The sequence below is a fragment of the Bacteroides caecigallinarum genome, from assembly GCF_016902295.1.
Lineage (GTDB): Bacteria > Bacteroidota > Bacteroidia > Bacteroidales > Bacteroidaceae > Phocaeicola > Phocaeicola caecigallinarum_A.
Map to the genome: position 1 here is coordinate 80,150 of NZ_JACJLQ010000005.1, position 17,912 is coordinate 98,061.

11 protein-coding genes are annotated in these 17,912 nt (G+C 40.1%); 2 read left to right on the forward strand and 9 right to left on the reverse strand.

Annotated features, from left to right (window positions below):
- Nucleotides 1-105 precede the first annotated feature (105 nt).
- From H6A27_RS02730 to H6A27_RS02770, 9 genes are read right to left on the reverse strand one after another with little or no spacing between them, the layout of a single operon-like run.
- Entirely contained in the window at nucleotides 106-1,467 is a 1,362-nt protein-coding gene (locus H6A27_RS02730; protein WP_239469541.1) for a glycoside hydrolase family 43 protein, read from the reverse strand.
- Between the two features lie 25 nt (nucleotides 1,468-1,492).
- Nucleotides 1,493-2,341: an alpha/beta hydrolase gene (locus tag H6A27_RS02735; protein WP_239469542.1), complete on the reverse strand. Its 849-nt coding sequence runs from the start codon at nucleotides 2,339-2,341 to the stop codon at nucleotides 1,493-1,495.
- 12 nt (nucleotides 2,342-2,353) lie between these two features.
- Complete coding sequence (locus tag H6A27_RS02740) at nucleotides 2,354-4,933, reverse strand: glycoside hydrolase family 31 protein (protein ID WP_204507574.1); 2,580 nt, start codon at nucleotides 4,931-4,933, stop codon at nucleotides 2,354-2,356.
- Nucleotides 4,934-4,964: 31 nt separating this feature from the next.
- Entirely contained in the window at nucleotides 4,965-7,346 is a 2,382-nt protein-coding gene (locus H6A27_RS02745; RefSeq protein ID WP_204507575.1) for a glycoside hydrolase family 2 TIM barrel-domain containing protein, read from the reverse strand.
- Between the two features lie 8 nt (nucleotides 7,347-7,354).
- Entirely contained in the window at nucleotides 7,355-7,900 is a 546-nt protein-coding gene (locus tag H6A27_RS02750; protein ID WP_204507576.1) for a discoidin domain-containing protein, read from the reverse strand.
- Nucleotides 7,897-9,234 (reverse strand): glycoside hydrolase family 43 protein, encoded by a 1,338-nt coding sequence (locus H6A27_RS02755; protein WP_477005002.1) that lies wholly within the window; start codon nucleotides 9,232-9,234, stop codon nucleotides 7,897-7,899. The genes H6A27_RS02750 and H6A27_RS02755 overlap by 4 nt, the downstream gene beginning before the upstream one ends.
- 51 nt (nucleotides 9,235-9,285) lie before the next feature.
- A complete protein-coding gene (locus H6A27_RS02760; protein WP_204507578.1) occupies nucleotides 9,286-11,238 on the reverse strand; it encodes a glycoside hydrolase family 97 protein in 1,953 nt (650 codons plus the stop codon).
- A 48-nt stretch (nucleotides 11,239-11,286) separates the two neighbouring features.
- Nucleotides 11,287-12,891: a glycoside hydrolase family 43 protein gene (locus tag H6A27_RS02765; protein WP_204507579.1), complete on the reverse strand. Its 1,605-nt coding sequence runs from the start codon at nucleotides 12,889-12,891 to the stop codon at nucleotides 11,287-11,289.
- An 18-nt stretch (nucleotides 12,892-12,909) separates the two neighbouring features.
- Nucleotides 12,910-13,770 (reverse strand): alpha/beta hydrolase, encoded by an 861-nt coding sequence (locus H6A27_RS02770; protein WP_204507580.1) that lies wholly within the window; start codon nucleotides 13,768-13,770, stop codon nucleotides 12,910-12,912.
- Nucleotides 13,771-14,167: 397 nt separating this feature from the next.
- Here H6A27_RS02770 and H6A27_RS02775 point away from each other — a divergent pair, with 397 nt between their 5' ends.
- Together H6A27_RS02775 and H6A27_RS02780 are read left to right on the forward strand one after the other, a co-directional pair.
- Nucleotides 14,168-15,835: a glycoside hydrolase family 43 protein gene (locus H6A27_RS02775; protein WP_394800047.1), complete on the forward strand. Its 1,668-nt coding sequence runs from the start codon at nucleotides 14,168-14,170 to the stop codon at nucleotides 15,833-15,835.
- Between the two features lie 90 nt (nucleotides 15,836-15,925).
- On the forward strand, nucleotides 15,926-17,806 hold the full coding sequence (locus tag H6A27_RS02780; protein WP_239469543.1) for a glycoside hydrolase family 97 protein: 1,881 nt from the start codon (nucleotides 15,926-15,928) through the stop codon (nucleotides 17,804-17,806).
- Nucleotides 17,807-17,912 lie beyond the last annotated feature (106 nt).

The following is a 17,912-nucleotide window of genomic DNA, read 5'->3' on the forward strand; positions in this document are numbered from 1 at the left end:
CTGTCAGCATCTATAACAATAAATCTCATATTATCAGATATAATAATCCCCACACATAATTTTCATAAACAAACGAATATTACATGTGGGGAAACAAGGAATTAATCACTTGCGTGTGAACTCCCAACTGTCTATCATAAATAAATTGTTCTGCTGTTTTTTGCAACCGCGGAATACCAAATACAAATCGTGAACTCCAGATACAGCCTTAACATTTGTCGTGAAAGTCTTCAACTGTGTTTTTGTATTTATTATATCTACACTGCCAATACATTCTCCATCAGGAGCATCAAGACGTATTTCAACTTTACCTCCATAAAGATGACAAGATGCCGAAATAGAGAATGAAGAAGCACCATTTGCGAAATCAACACCGCGAACCATAATGTATTCGCCGTTGTCAATATCTGTTACAAGCTGGTTCCAGCGATCGGCTGCCCATTCGTTTTTAGGTGTGGTTTTAAGTCCGTATCCCCATGCTATTGTTTCAGCCTCAACATGACGGTAAGGATCGAATGTTCCTATCTGGTTAAGTGTACAATCATGGAAATAAGGAAGTTCCTGAATTGTTCCATCAGCGTTGTAAGTCATTTCGGCCGCTGAGACTGAACGTCGTTCTGCATGACGGCTGGTCTGCAAACGGAATATATCATAGTTCAATCCGAAGCAGTATGATTTGCCTTTATAATCAATAATTCCCGGATGATTACCTCGTGTGCGTACTGTATGATCCATGATATGGCCTTTATGTTCCCATGGTCCTGTAGGGCTGTCGCTCATGGCATATCCTATACCTTCAGGACAGCAGGTAGAAGCGAATGCAAGATAATAGTGCGAGCCTCGTTTGTAGAACCAAGGTCCTTCCTGATAATCTTCAATATGAGGCATTTCTACGATTCCACCAGAATATGATATCATGTCTTCATTCAGTTTTACCATATAGATTTTAGGATTTCCCCAATACATATATGCCTGACCATCGTCGTCGATAAATACAGAAGGATCGATGTCGTACCAGTGTTCTTTCTGCCATACCAATGGCTTGCCTATAGGATCTTTGAAAGGTCCGTATGGAGAATCTGCGACCAATACGCCTATGCCATGTCCATGTATAGGACAATACATATACCACTTGCCGTTTCTTGTAACTACACACTCTGCCCACGCTCCATTATCACCCTTGTACCATTCAAAGTCTTTAAGCGATGCCACAGCACCACGGTCCTGCCAGTTTACCATATCTGTAGATGTATAGAGAAGCCAGTCTTTCATCTTGAAACCTTCGGCATCGTCTTCATCGTGTGTCGTATAAAGAAATACAGTGTCATTATGAACCATAGGAGCAGGATCTGCTGTGTACTTGGTCTGAATTATAGGCATGTTGAGTTTAACATCGTCAGCTGTCTGTGCGGACAAACCTGAAGATGCCAAAACACATAATAAAGGAATAATTGTTTTTGTTTTCATGATAGTAACTTTTAATGGTTAATAATTATTTTATTTTACTTGATACATGCTTCAAAGCCCTTATTAAAGAAGGACGCCAGTAATCCCAGTCATGGCCTCCGCCATATACCCTTAACTGATAATTAATACCTTTGTCACGAAATGCCTGCACCATGTCAATATTGGCTTCGTATGTGAAGTCCTTATCTCCGCAATCAATAAACCAGTCAATATTTTTCCATGAAGCTATATCTTTATCCACTGATTCGGACACCCTGCGGATAGGATTATGGTCTTCTACAAGTTGCTGCCTCCATTCTGCTGACGGATCATTCTTAAGAAACTCCATATACTGACGGCGCAGGTATCCGCTCATGGAATAAACAGCCGCAAACATATCGGGATGAGACAGACCATAAACGATGGAAGCGCCGCCTCCCATGGAATATCCGGCAATGAATCTGTTATCTCTGTCCCCCAATATTCTGTATTCTGATTCTATGTAAGGAACAAACTCATTAAAGAAGAAATCCTCGTACTTCCAGTGTGGAGCATTGAACCATATCATATTATTTTTGTTGCCCTCTGGACATACAAATATCATCTCCTTCATTTCTCCGCATTGAATAAGACTATCAGCCACAATACGTAAACGGCCGAACGTATCCCAATCGGTACATGCACAGTTTCCACCATGCAACAAATAGCAGACAGGATATTTCCTGTTCTCGTCTTTATCATACGATTCCGGAAGATATATAGAATATTCACGTTCGGTTATGCCGTCAAGCAAGCGGCATGGCATTGTAGTGTTTATAACCCTTCCCTGCGAAAACATATTTCCGGCAAATAGCAGAACCAGGGATGCTATCATAATAATTCTTGAGATATTCATAAAGGCCCTATTTTATAGATTAAAATTTACTACAGTTTTCTTACCATCGTAATGTAGATTACGTTCTACAACACCGTCGGATGAAATCATCACAGCCTTGATATTCCGACTATTGCACATTCCTTCGAAACTGCCGCGACGGTTTTCCAGAATAAGTTCTTTTGCAGAATCGTCCCATTTCATATTTATCTCTCCATACTTATCGTTTTCGTAATTATAGTTGTCACCTTCGTCTTCATACAGACGGAATTCACCGTCAGCGCCCTTGTATATACGTATCTCAAGATTGGAAGAAGCTAATGATGAGGTATTTTCAAGACCGGGAGTAAGAGGTATTATGCTACCTGCACGGACATATACAGGTATTTCCTCTATTGTTACAGCGGCATTATGCCATCCGCCATCACTCACATACCTGCCACTGTTAAAGTCGTACCATCCACCTTTGCTGTGCGGTAAATATACTTTCATAGACTTAATATCCGGTTCCACAACCGGTGCAACCATTAAAGAGTGTCCGAACATATACTGATATTTCAGCGACAAAGCTGTCTGATCTTCGGGAAAATCCATTACCAACGGACGCATTATAGTGCTTCCATTGAATGACACATCGGCTGCAGATGAATAGATGTATGGCATCAATGAATATCGCAGTGAAAGCGACTTACGTGAAAGACGTACAACTTCGTCGCCATAGTTCCAGAACTCAGTATCGGTCATATATCCATGTACACGCATAAGCGGAAGGAATACCGATGTCTGGAGCCAGCGGACGAAACGTTGGCGATACGAATCGTCAGTATATTGTTGCTGTGGACGGAAAAAGCCTCCTGCATCGTATGTCCACCAGGGCAATCCGGCTACAGATATTCCTAAACCTGCAACAATCTGGCGTCTGAAAGTTTCCCAGTCATTACCGACATCGCCTGACCATGTCGCGACACCATATCTCTGCATTCCGGGAAAGGCACAACGTGTAAAAAGCATCGCTCGTTTGTTTCCTGAATCACGCCTAATTCCTTCGTAAACAGTTTTGTTTACCACAAGCGGATAAGCATTTCTGAATACCTCTCCAGGATACCTGCCACCACATACTCTGCGGTCGCGAAGGTCATCATTTTCAGGCTCAGTGGCATCGAGCCATAAAGCATCAATATCATAGCGGTTCACCAAGCTGTCACGCATATTATTCCAATAGAAGGCAGCTGCTTCAGGATTGAAAAAATCAACCCATTGTGTATTATCAATATAATAGCCTTTTTCACCAAACTTCTTTCCAAGTGCTGATGCTGGATCAATCTTAGACCATATAGAAAGCATGAATTTCATATCCATAGCATGAAGGCTGTCAGTCAAAGCTGCAGGATCAGGATAATACTCCTCATCAAAGCGCATTGCATTCCATCCGTATTTTCCCCAATATTGCCAGTCCTGGACTATCATATCAACAGGAAGAGAATCATTTCTGAAACGGTTTGCTACATCAAGTATTTCCTGCTGTGAATGAAAGCGTTCACGGCAATGAATATAACCCAAAGCCCATACAGGCATCATTGGGCTTCCACCGGTTAAAACTCTATATGATGAAATAACATCATCTGGAGTTCCTGCAAAGAATGTATAATCAATACCATTTGATACAGGCGAGCTGAACACTGTTGTATTGTCTACTTTTCTGTAATATACTTTTGGAGAATCTTCCTTTGTCAGTTCTGATTTAAGTACATGTCTCCCCTTCTCAAGATGAACAATAACCGAGGATGTTGGAGGAAGCCACAGATTATTCATATCTATCACAACACTGTCATCGACTGACAGATTATGCCTACGCGCCATACTGCTGCCCACATCAAGCATCAAAGCATAACGTCCGGATTCTTTGATATCCAGTTCTGCCGTAAAAATGTTACTATGACGAATCTCTGTTACACCACCAGTTGTAGAAGTTACATTTACAGTAGTTGCACGTCCTTCGCCTTCAAGACGTTTCAATGCGATAAATTCAGAAGCCGGATTAAAATCTGTCAATCCATAATTGTTCCAAAGCAATCCATATCCTTTATTGGACATGAGAAAAGGAATTGAAATCTGAGTATTGACCTGTGTAAGTCTTCTGGTAAGTCCACGCACATCAAGATTATTGTCCTGGAACTGGCCAAGTCCGTAAAAATGCTCATCAGAAGGAGAATGAAAGCTTTGCGTAGAAATATAAGTCTTTTCATTCTGTACCTGCGAAGTCTTAATCATAGATTCACTTTCAGACAATAACAATTTTCCATCGGATGATAAGAATCTGATTTTTCCGTCCACAATCTCTATCATCATGTCATCCAATGTTATAACGTCTTTATCTGAAGTTTTTTTCACCTTATATTTCGGCAATTTACCTTCAACGTACACCATTTCCGGAATATTATGAACCTTTCCTGAACTTTTAATAATCCTAACCACATTATCAGCCAAAGGTACTACATAAATTGTATCTTTATTTCCACCATATGAAAAGGCCAGATTTTTATAATTTTTACATTCTGCAAAGACTGTACAATTATAGAAGAGCAAAATAAACGTAACTACAAGAATCTTCATAAATCAATTGCTATTTTATTTTTTTCTTTTTTCACTTAAACCGAACACTACAAATATCCTTTGAAATATCTGAAACGACCTTAAGCTCAGCTTTACCAGGATTACGCGGAGAACGTACAACTATCATAGCTCTTCCTTTCCATGTTTTATGACTCAAATCATAATAAGGATCGCAATCCTGAAGATTTGCATTACCTATTGCAACTATGTTTGCTGTATTGTTCTTTGGAGTATTAGTAATCGAGCAAGAAAAAGCGATTTCAGCATTTGGGCATAAACGTCCTTCCTTATCAATGGCTTCAACTGTGATGAACGATAAGTCCTGACCATCTGAATTTATTATAGAGCGGTCGGCTGTAAGACGTAATGCACAAGGTTCACCGGCTGTTGAAAGAACTACCTCGCCAACTTCTTTTCCTTCCACCACACCAACAGCACGCAAATCACCTTCTTCATAAGGAACCGAAAAAGTTGTAAGGAATTCATTGTTCTTTACAAAGTCCGATACAGACTTTCCATTTAAATAAAGTCTTACCTCAGGATATTTAGAATAGATTTCAACTTCTACATTCTTTCCTTCCCATCCTGGCCAGTTCCAGGAATTCCATGTTGGCCATACACTCCATTGTGTCATATAAATTTTACCGTAATATCCGTCAGGCTCCTTCACAGCCATATAAATATCACTTGCAGATTGAGGAGAGAAGACCAGCTGTCTATAATAGCTTACAGGTTTACGCCATCCTGTAAGGTCTATATCACCACAATAGGCTCCATGCCACGGATAGCGAGGTTTCCAATAATGTTCTCCCGGGTCTTCACCTTCATAGTACCAACGCCCTATACTTGATTCTCCTATATAATCTATAGAAGTCCATACAAAATCACCAATAATATATGGATTTTCAGATACCAGTTTATAATTCTTATACACATCACGAGGATATGACTCTGTCTGCCAGATAATTCTCTCCGGTACACGTTTATGATCTTCCGGAGCCCAATCCAACAAATAGTTATAACCTACGATATCATGTTCTGCAGCTAAAGCATCTTGTCCTATCCATTTGTCATTCCAGCACGCAAGAGCCTGTGTCACTGGGCGTGTAGAATCAAGTTCATGGCACAAAGAAACGAATTTACGGGCAGTTGTTACAGCCTCAGGTGAATCACGTTCCATTATTTCATTACCAATACTCCATGCTATTATAGAAGGATGATTACGATCGCGAAGTATCATTGATGAAAGGTCTTCATACCAATGCTTATCTATCAATTCGTGATAACCATGTGCTGTTTTGGGAGCATACCATCCGTCAAAAGCCTCATCAATAACCAACACGCCAAGTCTGTCACAAGCATCAAGTAATGCTTTTGAAACCGGGTTATGAGATGTACGCAAAGCATTAAATCCTGCAGCTTTCATCATTTCCACTTTACGTTCCTCCGCGCGGTCAAAAGCAGCAGCTCCAAGAATACCATTATCATGATGGAGGCAACCACCAAAAATCTTCATACTCTGTCCGTTAAGTTTAAAGCCTTCTTCAGCAGAATATTCAATAGTGCGAATTCCAAATGTTTCTGTAACAGTATCTATAACATTTCTTTTTTCAGAAAGCACAGAAATCTTTGCTTCGTATAGGTAAGGTTTGTCATCTTGTTTAGTCCACACATTCCATAAATGAGGCTTTATGACTTCCAGTTCCAATTCTACTTCTTTCTCTGATTGAGCAGGCAACAAAACAGTTTGTTCCACAAAACATTCATCATCAATATCTGCACGTACCATAACAGTTTCTTCCTTATCTGTTTCGTTCTGAACCACAGTCTTTATCAGAACAGTTGACTTTTCCTCTGACACGACAGGGGTTGTAATATAGTTACCCCAATACTTTAAATGAATCTTATCAGTAGTAATGAGCCATACATGACGATAAATACCACTGCCTGAATACCATCTGCAGTTTTCCTGTTTAGAATTATCAACAGTAACTTCCAGTGTATTTTCTTCATTTATTTTTATATAATCTGTAATGTCAAAAATAAACGAAGTATAGCCATAATCATGCGTTCCTACTTTTTTACCGTTAACTGTCACGGTAGTAGTCATATAAGAACCTTCAAAATAAAGAGCAACCTTTTTACCCTCGTATTGCTTTCCTAATGTAAATGACTTACGATAAGTTCCAACACCATCTGGCAAATACCCACCGGCATTACCCATCTTGTTTTCCGGGTTAAAATCACCTTCTATACTCCAATCATGAGGCAAATCTAAATTTCTCCAATCTTTTCCATTTAAAGAGAACTGCCAATCATTATCAAACAATTGTTTACGTTCAGACTTATCAATAGAGCATCCAACCATAAAAAATGTAGAAATCAGTACAAAAAAACAAACAAATCTATACATATTATATATTATTTAACTATAACATCAAACTCAGAACAACCAAAGTCGCCCCACCCTTTAGAGTTACGAACTGCACGAAAACGTATGTATCTTGCATCTACAGGAGTGTCGAATATTACATTTTGCCACAATGGGTTATGATCAATATTAGAAAATTCACCTTTACTTACCTCCCTCCAAACATTACCATCAAGAGAAACTGATAATTCATAATGAGTAATTATACCTCGAAGGAAATAATCACCTTGATCCGGAAGATAACGGAAACCTTTTAAAGTATGCTGTTCTGTCATATCAATTACTAAATCAAGAGGCATTCCTTGATCAATCCAAAACATTGTTTTTTTATTCCCATCAAACATAAAAGACGCGTCCTTTGTTTCCGGTGAAATAAGGCGCCATTCAGAACGGTCAACATCATAATGCTCAATATCTATCGGTTCCGGTATTTCATCTACATCATATAATGAGACTTGAAAATCGAGTAACTGTTCGTCATTTTCCGTATCACATACTACACGAATAGCATCTGTAACAACTGGAGGAAGTCTCATTTTGAGAACTTCCACCAGTCAAGATTAAATAACTTGCATCCTTTACGTCCGCGAAACACAAAATACACATCATGCACTCCGTTTACCGCAGATTTTATTTCACTTCCGAATGTTTTCCATTCTTCCCAACCACCAGTAGTAGGAATAGCGACTTCACACAAAATATTGCCACTAATACTGTCAGTACGGACTTCAACCGTACCTCCACGTAAAGCGCTTGCGGCAGCAATACTGAATGAATCAGGTCCATCAGCACCAAAATCGACCTCCCTAACCTTTATATAGTCACCGTTATGAATTTCTGATATATATATGCCTGTCTTTGCATTAGGTTCAGACTTTATTCCCTCTGAAAAAGCCATAGTCTCAGCTTCAACTCTTCTGTAAGGATTAAAGGTTGCAACAGGTCTTACACCTTCTGTTGTAGCATTGATAACAGGGAAAGTGCCATCAGGATTATACTTGAATTCCTCTACTGCGACAGAACGTCCGAATCCGCCTCCACCAGGCAATTTTCCTGTATGGTAAAAGAAGTATGAATTACCTTTATAATCAATAACGCCGCAATGATTTGTAAATGAACCTGTATCCTGCAAAGGCATTATTTCGCCAATGTATTTCCACGGTCCTCCCGGATTGTCACTCATGGAGTATGCTATATGTTCAGGTACTCCGCCTGCCGCATACAAAAGATAATATTTCCCGTTACGTTTATAGAACCACGGTCCTTCTGTATATACGTCTTTATATTTTTGTCCCTTTACACGTTTTTCCGGATTAGGCGCTCCGAAACTCTCCACTGTCTGTTCAAGTTTCTTTACTTCCCCTTTGAGCGAAACCATATCCTCATTAAGTTCTGCAAAATATACATTAGGATTTCCCCAATACAGATAAGCTCTGCCATCGTCATCAATAAACACTGTCGGGTCTATATAATCCCAACTTCCGTCATACAATGGTTTTCCTATGGCATCCTTGAACGGTCCTGTTGGAGAATCGCCTACAGCCACACCTATAGCCATAGCGTTACTGATTTTTGAATGAAGGCACACATACCAATAGAACTTGCCGTTACGCTCTATGCACTGTGCGGCCCATGCCCTATCGTCGGCCCAGCTGAACGATTCGATAGCCAAAGGCGAGCCATGGTCTGTCCAGTTCACCATGTCAGTTGTAGAATAAGCCCTCCATTCCTGCATCCAAAAGAAATCGGCTTTATCTTCATCATGACCTGTATAGACGTACAACGTATCATTATGCACCATAGGTGCAGGATCGGTTGTAAACCATGTCTGTACTATTGGATTCTGTGCCAACAGCAATGATGATGCCATACACATCACCGTTGTTGATAAACATTTCATTATATCCATAATATCTTTTTATTATTCAGTTATCACAAGTCCGCCATTCTTAGGAATAGTTACAGACAACTGTTGTTTTCCATTAACTTTCATTTGTTTCAAACTGCCTTCCAGCTTGTTATTGTCCTGATAACATGAAATCATATCACCAGCCCTAAAAAATCCTGATAAATCAAGTTTAAGTTTCAGAGTATCATCCTGAGCGTTGATACCAACAAGATACCACTTTCCCGCATGCTTACGTGCCATTACAATATATTTACCCGGATATCCGTCAATAAACTTCACGTCTTCCCAGGTTGTAGGTACATTCTTCATAAAGTCAACAGCCCAAACAGGCGCGTCCGCAAGATTATTAGGAGCCATTGCAAAATGCTGAACAGGACTTTGGAACAGTACCGCTGTAGCCAATGCAAATACATCCGAAGTCACTCTATGGCTTCCTCTCGGTTCGTTTGCGGCATTATAATATTTGTTCAGAGTGCTACCTCCAAAATCCATGCTTCCTATAGTATTGCGGACGAAAGGATGTATGCAGGCATTGAAAGCCTCAGCATCGCAACTGCCCTGAGAGAAATTCATATTCTCGCTTGCAAGAACAGCTTCGCTTGCTGCATAGTTAGGATACATACGTTCCCATCCTCGAGGAATAGTACAACCGTGGAAAATCACAAGAATACCATATTCATTCGCATCAGCAAGGATATCTTCATAAAGCTTCATAGCCATCTGCTTGTCACTACCAACAAAGTCCACCTTTATACCCTTAATACCAATCTTCTGCATCCATTGCATTTCTTTTCTACGCTTGATGGTATTGTCCATTTTTCCGCGAGGTCCCTGTGGAGCATCATTCCAATAGCCGTTTGAATTATACCACAAATAAAGTCCAACATTTTTTGAACGTGCATATTCCGCAAGCTCTTCTATCTTGTCATACCCCACCTGTGTGTTCCAAAGAGCATCCACCAGTACTGTACGGTATCCCATGTCGGCACAGAAATCAATATAACGTTTCTGGTCATTATAAGTCATACTACCGTCACCGGCAATAATCCAGCTCCATGTTCCACATCCATATTCAGACGCATAATCTTTTGAAGCCTCATACAAAGGTTCAACCACATCAAAAGGCACAGTCGTTTCAACAATCGGAGCAAGTGTACGTCCCACTGTAACAGTCCTCCATGGAGTTTTTCCAGGCAAGGCCATGCCAGGTTCTGATGTACCATTTCCATTGAATTCCCCCTTGTTTGGGAAACCAATCTTATATACATTTCCGTTTCCACCCATCAGGTGTGATGCACAATAGTAGCTGTCAACTCCTGTTTCAGAAACCAGAATCCATCCTTTATCTGAATTACGGAACAGACAAGGGAAAGTATATCCTTCTCCCCATCCGTTTGCTCCGGTTGCGGCATCCAGTGTATATGGGGTCTCATAACTTGGAGATGTTCTTGCAAAACCACCCATAGGTCCACTCTGAGGACAAAGGAAAGTAGTAGTACCTTCAGGCATATTGAAACCTGTAACCTCATCCTCAACTACACAGCAAAGAGTATTTCCTTCGGGATAAACGGTATAACGAAAAGCTACATCGTTGGCTGCTACACTGAACTCAACGTCGAACACCTTCTTTCCGTCTTTCAAGAAAGGTACAACAGCACGGTTTGCGCTGTATTTAACATTATTCTTCTTTATATTAGGAAGACTGTAATCACTTTCAACAAAAGATGTCTTGAATTCTTCACCGATAGTCAATCCGGAAGTCAGGTCAGCCATATTTGTTTTCATACCCAAAGGAGAAGCGTCAAGAAACATTTCGCCATCGTATGTCACACTATAAGTAGCCTTACCGTCATTATCCGACACTACTACAACCAGACGTCCGTCAGGACTTGATATTTTCTTTTCCGCGGCACTCATGCATAGCCCCATACACATGAGCCAGCAGAACAATAGATGTTTTCTCATACTCTTTAAAATTTTAAGTTTATAATAAATAAATCAGATTTTCTATATTTATTCTCTTATACGCCTATAATCAAAGAAATCTACATCAACATATCCTCCCTGAGTCTTTGTAGCATAATTGAATATAGCATATTTGGTACCCATAAAGAAACGTCTGTAGTCGAATACCATTTTGAAATCGGAACCGATTTTTTCCCAGTTCTTATTATCGTAACTATAATAGAATGTAGCGATATCCTTATGAAGTCTGAAATCACCGTCGATACGAAGATATATATGGTCAGACTCAAGTTTCACCTTTTCAATGGTACTACTTTTTACATCGGTAACCTCCTTCTTGTCATTACTCAGGCTTACAACCTCTGATTTCATGGCGAGATACTTATCCTTACCTTCGCATGACAAAGCTAAAATACCGGCATCGCCATTGAAGGCACTGAAGCCAGCCACATCGCCATCTTTCATAGCTGAAACATCAAAAGATACTGTAGCACTACAACGCGGACCTTCCATACGCTGTGTAAGAGTATTCGGAGCGAGGAAAATATTGTCAACCACGCGGGCTGTTTTCAATCTGATATATCCCGGTCTTTCATTAAGACTCCAACATGAATCCACCGGATTATGATTCCATTGCCAGTTAAGTTTCAGATTATCTTCATCAAAATTATCGCTCACCACCAATCCTTCAGATTTATATCCCTGTACAGGCTTGTTCATGATTTCAGGCACATGTCCGTTCTCATCTCCAAGCATAGGCCATCCATCTACCCATCGGCAAGGCATTACAGTGAGCACTCGTCCTACTCCTCCACGATCCTGGAATATCACCCCATACCAATTGCCTTTGCCATCATCCACTATTGTTCCCTGAGCCACATAAGGGAAACCTGCAAAAGCATCTTCAAGTATCACACGTTTTTCATAAGGTCCTGCTATATTGTCAGCTCTATAGCAAACCTGACGACGTTTTCCACCAACAGGCCATGAAATCATAATAAGATAATACTTTCCATCGTGCTTTATGACTCTGCTTCCTTCAAGCAATCCGTTTTCTTCACTGTCGCGCTCAAAAATCTTTTTGTCGAGACCACCTTCAAGTACACCAGTAAGATCCGGTTTAAGTTCTCTCAACTGACCTGTTCCATAAAATACATACGTCCTTCCATCTTCATCGAAAAACAATGAAGCATCATGAAAATGAGGAATTCTTGCGAGCAAAGTCCATTCTCCAGCCGGATCTTCAGTAGTATAGACATAACCTCTGAAAGGGGTATCATTAGGTGAGAAATAGGCATAAAACTTACCGTCACGATATCTGAGAGATGTAGCCCACTGTCCTCTTCCATAAACTGTACCATCAATCATGTCATACGATTTCTTGTCATCAAGCTTATCGTACAGATAGTTTATGATTTCCCAGTTCACAAGATCCCTGGAATGCATGACAGGAGCACCTGGCATTAAATGCATAGTAGTGCTGACCATATAATAGTCGTCGCCAACCCGAATCACATCAGGATCTGGCACATCAGCCCATAATACCGGATTAGTAAAGGTTCCGTCACCATTATCACTCGATTGAGCAAACATTCCACTGGAACAACTCAAAGACAATCCTATAAATAAAGAATAAAACAAACGTGCTTTCATGTTACTGATTAAATGTTATTATTTGAAACTTCCTGATACGAAAGGCAGACATATATACAGCGCTGAATGCCAGTACTCCCAATCGTGACCGCCATCACGTACCCTAAACTGCAAAGGTACACCAGCATTTCGCATAGCATGGAAAAATTCTATATTGCGGTCCAACAGGAAATCATCGTCTCCACAATCAACAAACCAATTTAATGTGCGAAGCTTCTCAACTGTTCCTTTATCTGCATTTTCAACAAAACGTATGCAGCTGCGTTCCTGTACCGCACGGGTGAGAATAGCTACCTTATCATCATCCTTTGTCGGACGCGCGGCTCCCACTTCAGGAATATCCATCAATGCGCTCATGGCATATACCGCAGCGAATGTGTCCGGATGCCAGAGTCCATAAGCAGTTGCACCGCCACCACCCATTGACAAACCAGCGACGGCACGCTGAGTTTTTTCTGAAGCTATGTCATATTTCTTTTCAAGATATGGCAAAAGCTCTTCAAAGAAAAATTTCTCATAATTCCACCCCGGCATATCAAAATAGCCATTCCATACTCCGGCATAAATATCTCCACCGGCATCAGGCATCACAATAACCATCTCCCGAGCTTCACCAGAATATATCAGTCTGTCAGCGACTTCCTGAACATGACCACGCCAAACCCAGTCCTTATCAGTCTGCGACATGCCATGCAACAAATACAACACAGGATAATGTTTGTCTTTATCTCCATTGCCATAAGAAGGCGGCAAATATACAGAACAATGTCTTTCAGCATTAAGATTAGTACTGAAAATTGTATCGGACACTACTCTACTACGAGAGAAAACATAGAACGGTAAAAGGAACAAAACTAAAAAGAGAATGTGTTTATTCATAAAAAAAATATTTTTTAATAATGCAAAAATATAATTACCAATAGTGAATATCAAATTTAAATGTTACAATAACATTACCGTATGTTACATCATACTTTTATCTATATTTCAACAGAGTACATATATATAATACCCACATTACACACAGCGTCATATACCACAAATTTTCAATATATTACAGACAGATACCATCATACCATATCCCTTGGGGAAATAGTAACATAGAATAAAGTATATGAAACATTAATGACAAGTTTTCACAAAACATTATAATATATTTGCAATTGAAAAGATTACACACTTTAAATCACTGTTTTACACAAGTAAAAAAACTTCAATTAATTTTTTAATCATGAAAAATCAAATCAGACTATTAGCTTTAGGCGCTTTGGGTATTATGATGTCCTCATGTGCCGAACAAGGCTTTAAGCCAACACCTGGAACCGCTGTCTTCAGAGATTTCACTTATACAGGTCAGGACGCAGTGTATGAAAACAATCCTCTATCAGATGGCGAATTCTACAGTCCTATTCTTCAAGGATGCTACCCGGACCCAAGTATTTGCCGCAAAGGCAACGACTATTATCTGGTATGTTCTTCATTTGCAATCAACCCTGGTGTTCCTATTTTCCACTCTACAGACCTTGTAAACTGGAAACAGATAGGACATGTACTTGACCGCGCATCACAACTAAAAGTAGAAGATACAGGTATCAGTGCAGGTATTTATGCACCTACCATAAGATATAATCCGAACAATGATACATTCTATATGATTACTACACAGTTTGCAGGCGGAATAGGCAACATGGTAGTAAAGACAAAAGACCCTATGAAAGGCTGGAGCGACCCAATAAAGCTCAACTTTGAAGGAATTGACCCTGATATATTCTTCGATGACAACGGTAAAGCATATATAGCTCACAACGATGCTCCTGAAAAAGCACTTTACGAAGGTCACAGAGTAATCAAAGTATGGGAATATGATACTGAAAAAGATCAGATTATCCCTGGTACAGACAAGGTTGTGGTAAACGGCGGTGTAGATTTGTCAAAGAAACCTATCTGGATTGAAGCTCCGCACCTTTACAAGAAAGACGGAAAATATTACCTGATGTGTGCTGAAGGCGGTACAGGCGGATGGCACAGCGAAGTAATATTCATGGCAGACAGCCCTAAAGGTCCATTCAAACCGGCACCTGAAAATCCAATTCTGTCTCAGAGACATCTTCAGGCAGACCGTCCTAACAAGGTTGACTGGGCAGGACACGCAGACTTGGTTGAAGGTCCTGACGGCAAATATTACGGTGTATTCCTCGCTATTCGTCCAAATGAGACAAACAGAGTCAATACAGGTAGAGAAACATTCATCCTTCCTGTAGATTGGACAGGTACATACCCTGTATTCGAAGGTGGTCTTGAACCACTTCAGCCTAAGCTGAACGTTCCTCAGGGTGTAACAAACCTACATGGCGAAAACGGATATTTTCCAACAGGTAACTTCACATTCGAAGAAACATTCACTTCTTCACCACTTGATTACCGTTGGGTAGGAGTACGTGGCGCAAGAGAAGGTTTCACTTCTATTTCTGAAAACGGACTTGTTATTGCTCCTTACGAAACAAACATCAAGGCTAAAGTACCTACATCAACACTGTTTTACCGCCAGCAGCATATCAACTTTACTGCAACAACAACCCTCTCATACATTCCACGTTCTGAGAAAGACCTTGCAGGTATCACATGCTACCAGAGTGAAGCTTTCAACTACGTATTTGGTATAACTAAACAGGCCAACGATGACTATCTGGTTCTGCAACGTACAGAAAAAGGCAACTCAACAACTTTAGCAAGCGTAAAAGTTGATTCAACAACACCTATAAAACTACAGGTTAAGGCTGAAGGTAACAACTATACATTCAGTTATGCTACAAACGATGCCACATACACAACGGTTGGCGAAACAGTATCAGGCGATATTCTTTCTACTAACGTAGCAGGAGGATTTACAGGAGCCATGATAGGACTGTACGCTACAAGCGGTAACGATGCTACCATACAATAATAAATATCTGAATAACAGTCAACAAGTAAAAGAAGAGTATGAGGTATAACTTTGTACTCTTCTTTTCATTTTTATTTTACCTGCCATACTATGAACATATCTAAAATAATCATTACCGCGATGATTGCTGTTTCGGCAACCACAAATGCAGAAAATGTAATATCATCACCAAACAAAAAAATTACAGTCGAAATAAAAAATGACATTGAAGCGAACCATTCAGGACTGAGAATATGTTATGAAAACAAAGTAATACAGACATACGTAAAAATAGGAATCGCCACAGGCAAGAACGTATTTTTTGATAACCTGGATATCATTCCTGCCGGGAAACCTGAACTGATAAAAGATGAGTATGAAATGATTACCGGCAAGCGCAGATTATGCAGTAATTACGCTACGGAACAGACATTTAAAATCAAGAACAGTAATAACCAGGATATGGATATTACACTAAGAGTGTACAATGACGGAATAGCATTCAGATACGGCATAAACGAATCATCAAATGACTCATCTATAGAAAAAGAATATACAACATACTGTATAACAGAAGGACAGACAAGATGGATGCAGACTTATGCTCCAGACAGCTATGAACGCTTCTATACGAAGTCAAAGACAGGCTACAACGCGGATTCACATAAATGGGGATATCCAGCACTGGTCGAAACAACCGATTCAGTATTCATACTAATCTCAGAATCTGACATAACCAAAGGGAACTGCGCATCATATCTTGACAACGAAAACAAACCTGAAGAATTTAGCGTCACATATCCAGACAACAGGCTGGATTATAATAAAAGATGGTTTTCACCTTGGAGAGTAATGATTATAGGCAAACTGGCAGACATTGTAGAATCGACACTTATTACAGACGTAGCAAGCCCAAGTACTATAGCCGAAACGCAATGGATAACCCCAGGAGTCGCTTCATGGATATACTGGGCCTATAACCATGGGACAAAGGATTATCAGCTTCTAAAAAAATATGTTGACCTGGCAAACGACATGCAATGGAAATACACCCTAATAGACTGGGAATGGGATACTATGGGAAATGGAGGCAATATCGAAGACATTGTCAGATACGCCTCAAGTAAAGGAATCGAGCCATTGATGTGGTACAATTCAAGTACCAACTGGATTGGAGAATCGGCACCAACGCCACTATACAGACTGAACACAAAAGAAAACCGCGAAAAGGAATTCACATGGCTAAACAGCATTGGAGTGAAAGGTGTAAAAATAGATTTCTTTCCTGGCGATATGGCTCCCATTATGGATTTATGTATAAATATACTGAAGGATGCCGCAAAACATCATCTCATGGTAAACTTCCATGGTGCCACAATTCCACGAGGATGGCAAAGAACATATCCTAACCTTATGTCAATAGAAGGCGTTTACGGAGCTGAATGGTATAACAATGGTCCTACAATGACAGATATGGCAGCCATACACAATGCCACCCTTCCATTCACAAGAAACGTTGTGGGTCCGATGGATTATACTCCAGGCACATTCTCAAACTCACAATTTCCTCATATAACTACTTACGCTCACGAACTGGCTCTCACAGCATTATTTGAATCCGGAATCCAACACATGCCTGACAAGCCTGAAACTTACTATACTCTTCCAAAAGAAGTAAAAAACATCCTTATGCATCTTCCGGCAGCATGGGATGACACCAAGCTACTTTCAGGATATCCAGGAACTGAGGTTGTTCTGGCACGCAGGAAAGGAAACAAGTGGTATATTGCAGGAATAAACGGGACAAAAGAGAAACGTGTCCTGTCATTCGATACTGAACGCATGAAGCTTAATTATAAAACCTCATGCACTATAGTAAAAGACGGCAAAGACGATAAAAGTTTTGATATCTCCCAGAAAAGTATAGAAACAAACGAAGTAATTAATATTCCATGCCTTCCAATGGGAGGTTTCCTGATTGTTACTGAATAAAAAATGTGTAGTGTACTAAATAAGTTGTGTCAACTTATTTAGTACACTACAAGGTTGCGAGGATACACCTAAGCTACAAATAAAGAACAGGAATAAGGCTAAGAAT

Bases quoted from the DNA above. Each gene is read 5' to 3' on its own strand.
- H6A27_RS02770 (WP_204507580.1), bottom strand. From the start codon at position 13,770: ATGAATAAACACATTCTCTTTTTAGTTTTGTTCCTTTTACCGTTCTAT.
- H6A27_RS02775 (WP_394800047.1), top strand. From the start codon at position 14,168: ATGATGTCCTCATGTGCCGAACAAGGCTTTAAGCCAACACCTGGAACC.
- H6A27_RS02735 (WP_239469542.1), bottom strand. From the start codon at position 2,341: ATGAATATCTCAAGAATTATTATGATAGCATCCCTGGTTCTGCTATTT.
- H6A27_RS02740 (WP_204507574.1), bottom strand. From the start codon at position 4,933: ATGAAGATTCTTGTAGTTACGTTTATTTTGCTCTTCTATAATTGTACA.
- H6A27_RS02755 (WP_477005002.1), bottom strand. From the start codon at position 9,234: ATGGCATCATCATTGCTGTTGGCACAGAATCCAATAGTACAGACATGG.
- H6A27_RS02780 (WP_239469543.1), top strand. From the start codon at position 15,926: ATGAACATATCTAAAATAATCATTACCGCGATGATTGCTGTTTCGGCA.
- H6A27_RS02730 (WP_239469541.1), bottom strand. From the start codon at position 1,467: ATGAAAACAAAAACAATTATTCCTTTATTATGTGTTTTGGCATCTTCA.
- H6A27_RS02765 (WP_204507579.1), bottom strand. From the start codon at position 12,891: ATGAAAGCACGTTTGTTTTATTCTTTATTTATAGGATTGTCTTTGAGT.
- H6A27_RS02760 (WP_204507578.1), bottom strand. From the start codon at position 11,238: ATGAGAAAACATCTATTGTTCTGCTGGCTCATGTGTATGGGGCTATGC.
- H6A27_RS02750 (WP_204507576.1), bottom strand. From the start codon at position 7,900: ATGAGACTTCCTCCAGTTGTTACAGATGCTATTCGTGTAGTATGTGAT.
- H6A27_RS02745 (WP_204507575.1), bottom strand. From the start codon at position 7,346: ATGTATAGATTTGTTTGTTTTTTTGTACTGATTTCTACATTTTTTATG.